Raw genomic sequence first — 8,434 nt, 5'->3', positions numbered from 1 at the left:
TGTGGCAGGATGGGATATTTCCGTAGTTCGTGAGTCCTTGGATTGTGGCAGGATGGGATATTTCCGTAGTTCGTGAGTCCTTGGATTGTGGCAGGATGCGGGTAAACCGAACGCGAATCCGCGCGAATCCCGGCAGCTTCGCTGCCTCCACGAATCGCATTTGCGTTTCGTCGCTCGCCGTCCCGTCCGAGCGGACGGGTGGCGTTGCTCATCGCAAACGCTCCGGCAAATGCTGGACGGCGCCATTCGGGCGCCGCTCGTGGTTGATGTGATATCCTCAACTATTTTTTCAGTTTTAAGGGTCTGGTGTTCTTTTCTTTGGTCCGATTTTTTCCGGGATGTTCTGCTTTGTCTGGTAGGTGGTGTTGGTGAAAATGTATCGTTTCCATTCAAGTTTTCTCTCATTTCCGTAATTGATGAGGAGTCCAACCTGTTTTCCAGATGCTTTGAGGTAGTTGATGAGCTGTGCCTCTTCGGTTTTGCTGAGAGCAGAGATTGCTTTGAGTTCTACGATAATTTCTCCGTAACATATGAGGTCTGCGACATACGTTTTTGAGAGTTCCTGCCCCTGATAGTATATTTTGAGGCTTTTCTGTGATTCAAAGGGAATGTTTCGTTTTCTGAGTTCAATCTCGAATGCTTCCTGATATACTGCTTCCAAGAAGCCAACTCCCAGATTATTATAGACAGCCATTGCTGCTCCGGTTATAGCGTAAACTTCTTTTTCATAGAGCAATTTTTTATTCGGCATAGGAGTGAATTGGCAGGAGATGAGATTAAGGTAGTGTTCAACAGGAGTCTTTTCTCTCCGGCGGCGCCCGAATGGCGCCGTCCAGCGTTTGCCGTCGCGGCTGCGATAGCAGCGAGCCCGCCCAGCTCCGGGCGGGATGAGAGCGACGAAACGCAAACGCGATTCGCGGAGCGAGCGTGAGCGAGCGAGATTCGTGTGGAGTCGCGTTTCTTTTTTCCACATTCTGCCCACGCCGGAGATTCCAAGCTTCCTTAGATCAATTCATACAAGGCCGGAGATTCCCGACATTCTTACGTTCATTTCGTCCGTGATTCTGCTATCCGCTGCCGGATGAGTTCGCGTGCTTCTCCCCGGAGTTTTATATAGCCGGTGATGAGAGCGAGTTCTTCTTCACTGACGCGGACGGCGGTGTCTGCGGTACAGGCGGGGCAGCGGAGTGTGCTGTGTTCGATGCTGCATCCGCATCCGGTGATTTCCCGGCGGATGAGGGTGAATGCGATGCCGCAGGCGGGACAGCAGTAGGTGTTGCCGTAGTAGCGGGGCGGTTCTTCATTCACAGGCAGCCTTTCCTTCACAGACGGTTTCACGTTCGGTGTATGGTTCTTCCTGCTGCCTGAGATGTTCTGTTTCCCGCGCGGTGTCGCGGGCGAGGTCGGCACGGTGTCTGCCGAGTTCTTCTGCGTGGATGGTTTCGTAGATCTGCATCCAGGTTTTCATGCAGTCAAATGAAGGAACAATCCCGGTTCGTTCTGCCATGGCTGTTTCGATTTCACTTTGTAAGAGATGGAAGGCGAGCTGTGCGCCGCGGGCGGCGATGACGGGGAAGGCGAGGTCGGTCAGTACGTCGAAGAAGGTCTGCCGGAGTCCGTCTTCTTTGGTCATGCGGTTTTTGTGCCAGGCGATCCATGCGGCGGTTTCGGGGTTGAGGTCCTGTTCCGGCGTGTGATAATTGGTGTGCCAGCCGTAGAGGGTGGTGCGGCAGACGGCGGTGATGTAGGCGCTGGTGCTGGGGAATGCCATGGTGCGGATGATGGTACAGAGGTCGTGGTACTCTTCCTCGCTGAGGAAGGCGTAGAGGTATTTCCGGGGGAGGGGGGTCGGGTGATGCATAGGCGGGTGGTGAGACATCAGACGTCAGACGTCAGACGTCAGGGTTCGGAGAGGGATACAGGGGAGCCGGGGTGCGCGGAGGATGGCGGACCCGGGTACTTCGGTGTTTTTGTTTTTTTTTCTGGATGTTTCTTTCCCAACAGGGTGGTATGTTCTTATACAATAAGCGACAAATAAAGTACACAAGAGTACTCCGCGGAGCACATGCATTGGTGATGCGAAAGAGTGTGCGGAATTTTTTGTGTGACTTCCGGTGTCCGGTGATGTTTGACATCTGACGTCTGACGTCTGACGTCACGGGTGCGGTTGTCCGGGGTGTGTTTTTCCGGTGGTTTTTTTTCTATCACGTCCTGATTCAGATCCGCGCAGCCGGAAGGCCGCGGGTGATCTCCGGCAGCGGGGGTTGTGGAGTTATGTTCCCGCTACCGGTTCATGAGTATTTTTCCGGTGATATATGAATCTTATGAGCGAAAATTAGGTTTTGCAAGGAAATGCCTATCTTTTTCCTATATATGTGCTATGCAAATCATTATGGTTGATAAAAACATAATCGCAGATAATAGAGCAAAGCTCTATTATCATCATATTCTATTATCTGCGATTACCGGATTTTTTTGCGGAACGGGGGTCGCGCATGCTATTTTGGAATGTTGAATCCTAAGATAAGAGGATATCATACCTGTGAGAATATAAAGGTAATTGTCAATTGTTCTTATGTGGTGGAGAATCGTTCAACGCCCCTGATTTCGTGTGTTTTGAAAAACCTATTTTGCGCTCGGTAATTTTATATACTGTCGTTTTCCTGAATCTTTTTCTCCCCGGATATTGTTTCTTTTTCCGCGCAAAATTCATGGTAACCGCCAATTTTCCATTAAAGAATTTTCCGGGTTATATCCTATTATCTTAGGATTCAATGGGTTTTCGCGTGTGTCGGATACTTTCCGTTGTGTGTTCCCGTTGATCCTGAGGGGGAATTTCATGAGTTTACGACGTTACGGGGCGGATTGCCCCAATGATGCAGCGAAGCTGATGCGGCGCGGGGTGCTCGCGCTTGCAGTGCTCCTGCTTGCCTGTGTACTGATGGCCGGAGCTGTCAGTGCGGAGGAGAGCTCAGCGGATGTTAGTTCCTATGCTGAACTGATCCAGAATTTGTCTGAGAAAAAAACGGTCATTAACCTGACAACAGATATTGCAGCGACTGCTCCTATTCTGGTGAACTATTCTGTGACGATTAATGGTCAATGGCATACCATCACGGCCGATAACTCAAGCGGTGGCTTTCCTAAGACGGGTCATGGTAATGGATGTGACCGTCACCTGTTGTGTACCGGCAAGGGTATTGCCGAAGACAAAGCCAAGGTAAACCTGACGAATATCACCTTTGAAAATTACAATTCGAACGGTGGTGCATGGGGTATTCAGTTCACGAATGAATCTGACACAGTGAACACCGGCAAATACCACATGATCACGTTAGAGAATGTCGTAATCAACGGCAGCCAGGGATCCGGTATAACACTGAAGTCGGAAAATATGACCGCAGTCAACCTTACGATTCAAAACAGTAGCTGGGGACAGAGTATTGATGTTGAGGCCGCCGCAGACGGTGTGAATCCGACGTGGCTTAAGGTTGATGATCAGACCTACACCCGCGGTCTGAAAGACCTGACGATGATTTCAAACGAAGGTACAGCGAAGGCTACTGTGTATAGGGGAGACTCACTCCAAGACGCAACCCACAGCTGGTTCCGTCCTGACAAAGAAGCTATTTACGGGCAGCAGAGAATCGTTTGGGCAACCGCAGAGGATTACGCTACCAAGGTAGAGAGTGGAATCTTCAACGCAAGTGTCCGGAACTCGACCGATAGCATCATCGATCTGCACACTGATCTGAGTAAGGCACTGAGCAGCACCTATGCTGCAAGCGGTGCAACCGTCACTCTGCTGAAGGACATCACGCTTGAAACACTATTGACGTTCGATGCTGAAACCATCACCTTCGATGGTGCCGGAAAGTCCCTCATCCTCAATACGGGTAAAGGAACAACGGCAATTACTGCCAATAAGAACACCCTGAAAAACCTCACGGTAACTGCCAAACAGGACGCAACCTTCGGAACGGCTATTAATCTCGGAGAGAGCGGCCAACTGCTCAACAGTAACATTGATCTCAGTAATCTGAAGTCGGCATCTTCTTCCGATACAGGACGTATGTCGTCGATTGCTGTATATCTCTCTGGAAAAGATGCTGTTGTCAAAGGCAACACCATTACCGCTGGAAACTCCGCAACCAGCAGCAGTCAGTGTATCGTTGTTGGTGCCACCAATGCAACAATCGCGGACAACAGACTCACGACCGGTACAGCAAAAGCTGACCCTCGTACTGATACTGGCCATGTAGGCGAAACCTCGTCCGGCAGTGTTGCAATACGGATCAGTGCTGCAAGTGTGAAAGCAGAGATCACCAACAACACCATCACGAGTAACAAAGGTGAATCTGACACAACCCGAAACGTCGCGTTTGCCGTTGACGGAAGTTCCGTCAGCGGGGCACAGGTGAACGCCAACAACAACACCATCACACTTGCTTCTCATCTAATACAGAAGGATCTCGGCGGCTACGGTGTTGTCCTGTATCTCAACACCGAAAGTTCAGCAGAGGTCACTGCCAACCTGCATTCCAACAAAGTAACAGGTTCCACGTATGTGATCTACGCAGACAACTCCAGTGGAGGTTCCAGTACCACTGTGAAAGGAGAGATCTTCAACAACAACTTCAAAGACATCACAACCGCAGTGGACAATCACTCGGCAGTTACCCTGACCGCCACCGCTCTCAAATGGAACATCACCCGGGCATCCCTCGGCAGCTACAAAGCCGTAGTCACCGACCAGACCTCTGTCGCCGGAAACTACTGGGAGTGGTCTGAGGGCAAGAAGAGCACCACCGGCTACATGACCTTCGCCGATGCCGCAGCAGCAACAGCCGCCGGACTCCCGGTTGCCGACCTGCATCCGCTGGTAGCAATTGGTCAGCCAGTCCAGCAGACCATCGAAATCAAAGGCAACCTCTCCATTGAAAACAAAACCGGAAAGTCAGAAACCCTTACCGCAGTCTTCACCGGCGGAGTCTCGGCAGACTTTACGTGGACGCTCGGAACCGACGGCATTATCAGTCTGGGCGCAACCACCGGCAGTTCAGTCACTTACACACCGATCAAGATCGGTACAACCAATCTCACGGTAACGTCCGATACCGTATCCAAAGTAGTTATCATCACCGTCTATAACACAACCGTACCGAACGTTGATACTACGGTTAAGAAGGAAGGCGACAAGGTGAACCTCTCCACAACAAGTGGTAGTAGTACTTCGACTACATCCATCGAAACATCCCCGGACAACAAAACCGCAACCCTCAAAACCACATCCGGCGTCAACATCACACTGACCTACGCGGATGCGGGCGGAGCAGATGTTGAGACGGATAGTTCTGGTAACGTAATCTCCGTCAACGGAACCATTAACGCTATGGTTGCTGTGTATCCGAAATCGGAAGCCCCGGTATCTGTGGACATGCCCGTCCCGGCTACGTACGCACTGAACATCACACTGGATGCATCCAAAGCTCTGGAGAATGGTGCAGCGATCGTTCTGCCAATCATCGATCCGGCAATCAACCAGACGGTTGTGGAGACGATTACGCAGAAGAACAGCAACCACAAACCGCTCGCAATGATCACTGCATCCGTATCCAGCGGCACCATTGAGCAGATCAATAGTAACATCAGCAGCAATGGTATCGAGCTGAAGATCATCATTCCAAAGGAAGGCAAAGCCTCACTGGGCAAAGTGAAAGCTCTCCATATTGAGGGCAACAACATTAAGGAAGTTACCATCCGTGTTCAATCCACATCTACTGAGTGGGTAATTACCATCTATGGAAGTGGATTTTCCTCCTATGTTCTTGTTGAGGACACTACACCGTCCGGCGGCGGCGGAGGCGGCAGTACCACCACCACCTCCGGTGATGGCAACATGGACGGTTCCTACCGTGTACTCTTCAATGACGGAAGCAGCACACTGTCCGTCAGGACCGGCCTTTCCGCAGGAGACAAGATCACCGCACCGGCCAACCCGGCCAAAGACGGCTACACCTTCGGCGGCTGGTACAAGGACAGCGCATGCACGCAAGGATGGAGCTTCTCCGAAGGCATCCCCGGCGACATGACCCTCTACGCCAAATGGACCCCGTCCTCCGGCGGCCAGAGCAGCAGCTCGCAGCAGACCGTGTCGCAGACCGGCAGTGCAACCGCCCAGCAGACCGTAAAGGCAACCCCGGCAGCGACACAGGCGCAGAGCACCTCTGCGGCCACCCCCGCGGCCTCGGGAACCTCCGCCTCCGGCAGCACCTCGCCGGCCATGACCCAGGCACCCGCACCGGTACTTGGCGCTCTCCTCGGGCTCCTCGCCGCAGGCGTACTCATACGGAGAAGAGACTAACCCTCTCCCTCTTTTTTTCCCACGCAAGGCAGCACGCCTGACCGGCGGCACACGGCACTCCCGCAAAAGAAAGAACACGGAAAAACACTACCCGTGTAACTGACAAAAACCAATAGATGAACACAGGGACCAAAATCGTAATCGCATGAAATACCTCCTGGGATACGTGGCATTGCAGAAATTCCACTGGGGAGTGTGAGTTTTCCTGCTACCACATGACACGTACCGGTTCATTCCATACCACACACCTTTGCAGGATGCCCGTCGATACCGGCCTCTTTTTTTTCATCTATGATGCCGCGAAAGGATTTCGGAGGGAGTTTTGATCAGGACGTACGCAGTGATCTTCAGTGGCGAAACTACCGAAGCCTCTGAACAAATTCCTCCTCTGGCATTTTCGCGTTTCTGTGCATGCAGCCAAAACCACCACTCAGCCTTACCCAATCAATACGAAAAAACCAGAACGAGAGATTTTTCCCGGACACGCAAATGAAACACCTACAGCACCATCAACAACCCCGCCGCGCGCCTCCCGCCTCCCCGCACAAAACCTCCGCAACCCCTTTCCCTGCAGCCGCCCGGCAACCCCCACGACCGCACCTTGATCCCCCCTCCCGTCCAATAGAATAGACAGAGAAAGGGAAACATCACCGCCACCATTCACCCCCGTTCCCTTTCTCCAGGAACCAGCCACCATGCCAATCGACTTCACCCCAACCAGCATCGTGAAGAGCGCAAAGCGTACCTTCACCGCCCCGATCACCTCTGCGAACGTGTTCGACGAAACAATCGCCGCACTCAAAGCAGACGACAACCCCCTCGGCGCAGCCGCATACCAGACCTCCGGCGAAACCATCGACGGCGTCACCACCACCGCCGAATCCTACCGGGCCACCATCGAATACGTAAACGCCCTTGGAAAAACCCTCGGCGCAATCACCATCACCGCCCCCGGCCGCGACGCCTACGATACAATCATCGCAGAACTCCTCGCAACAACCGCAATCACCCAGGCCTACGGCGCAGACGCCACCGCAAACCGCAACACCGCAAAAGACAGCTGGAACATCCGCCTCAAAATTCACGACCCCACCGGTGAAAACTACTACCTCAACTTCACCAGAAAAGAACTCCGCATCAGCTCCTACGAGGCCGACACCATCCTCACCAAAGTAGACACCTGGGCAGACGGCGTAGCCGCACTCAACTGACCGACCCGCCCATTTTCTAACGTGGGGGTTTGCACCCGCCCCGGGCGGGGCAGCCCCCACAGAACATGACCGGCGCGGTCCGCTCGCGTGCTTCGCACGCTCGGACGCAGCAGCTGAATCGGAACGTCTGGAAAATAAAAACACAAAAGGAGAAATAATCATGGACACCCTCACCACCCTCCTCATCCTCGGCGTAGCCGCCCAGGGCATCGCATTCGCCGCCATCGTCCTCGCCCCTCCCCTCTACGCATGGGCGGACAGATGGCTTGACCGCACCCACCACAGCACCGCACACGAACACCGGGACTAACTCCTTAACTCCTGATACATCCCCCGGCTCGCACAACAGAACCCGTGCCCACCGCATCGCAGAAAAACACCGAATACACAGAAATTTTCAACATCACGGAATACCCAAAAAAACCACGGAAACAGAGTAATTTCGAACTCCGTGATGTTGAATGCCTCCGTGTGTTTCGTAGCTTCCGTGGATTGAAATTCGATCAATGAGTAGGCAATAACCGAATTTAGGTGCAGCGCCTCACCGGTTTTGCTCCAAAAGTCTAAACTTATTCATAATGTCTGATGGAATTTTGATTGGATTATTTGGGATTTATTATCTTTGGTTTTTTTGAGGAACCACGGAACACATTGAATAGAAGGAATTCCACCGAAAAATGTGATGTGACGAAAGTACTTTGTAGTTTTTCTGGACGGTGTAGATGAGTTAGTGGTGAGTGGGTAGGAAGAAAAAAGAAAACGCAGATAACGCAGATGCGTCGCTCCGCTCCGCTGCTTCGCTCATCGCATTTTCTTAACGCTGCTCTCGCCCGCCCGGAGCCGGGCGGTTGCTCGTTGC

Annotated in this window: 6 protein-coding genes; 3 read left to right on the top strand and 3 right to left on the bottom strand. The window is 52.5% G+C overall.

Features of this window, described 5'->3' with window-relative positions; all coding sequences use genetic code 11:
* Window positions 1–295: 295 nt before the first annotated feature.
* From O0S09_RS09605 to O0S09_RS09595, 3 genes are all read right to left on the bottom strand, one after another.
* The gene (locus tag O0S09_RS09605) at window positions 296–751 is read right to left on the bottom strand and encodes a GxxExxY protein (protein WP_268923762.1); all 456 of its coding nucleotides are present in this window, start codon (window positions 749–751) and stop codon (window positions 296–298) included.
* 296 nt (window positions 752–1,047) lie between these two features.
* The gene (locus tag O0S09_RS09600; protein ID WP_268923761.1) at window positions 1,048–1,308 is read right to left on the bottom strand and encodes a hypothetical protein; all 261 of its coding nucleotides are present in this window, start codon (window positions 1,306–1,308) and stop codon (window positions 1,048–1,050) included.
* Entirely contained in the window at window positions 1,301–1,861 is a 561-nt protein-coding gene (locus O0S09_RS09595) for a hypothetical protein (RefSeq protein WP_268923760.1), read from the bottom strand. Before O0S09_RS09595 ends, O0S09_RS09600 begins: the two co-directional genes overlap by 8 nt.
* A 978-nt stretch (window positions 1,862–2,839) precedes the next feature.
* On the opposite strand from O0S09_RS09595, the gene O0S09_RS09590 reads away from it, so the two are divergent.
* The 3 genes from O0S09_RS09590 (at window position 2,840) to O0S09_RS09580 (ending at window position 7,885) form a co-directional block, all read left to right on the top strand.
* Window positions 2,840–6,364, top strand: a complete 3,525-nt coding sequence (locus tag O0S09_RS09590) for an InlB B-repeat-containing protein (RefSeq protein ID WP_268923759.1) — start codon at window positions 2,840–2,842, stop codon at window positions 6,362–6,364.
* 695 nt (window positions 6,365–7,059) lie between these two features.
* Entirely contained in the window at window positions 7,060–7,575 is a 516-nt protein-coding gene (locus O0S09_RS09585; RefSeq protein WP_268923758.1) for a hypothetical protein, read from the top strand.
* A 160-nt stretch (window positions 7,576–7,735) separates the two neighbouring features.
* On the top strand, window positions 7,736–7,885 hold the full coding sequence (locus O0S09_RS09580; RefSeq protein ID WP_268923757.1) for a hypothetical protein: 150 nt from the start codon (window positions 7,736–7,738) through the stop codon (window positions 7,883–7,885).
* The last annotated feature ends 549 nt before the right edge of the window (window positions 7,886–8,434 follow it).

It is taken from the genome of Methanocorpusculum vombati, from assembly GCF_026891935.1.
GTDB classification, from domain to species: Archaea; Halobacteriota; Methanomicrobia; order Methanomicrobiales; family Methanocorpusculaceae; genus Methanocorpusculum; species Methanocorpusculum vombati.
Note: the sequence above shows the minus strand (reverse complement) of the source record. Positions and strands in the feature narration are given on the sequence as shown.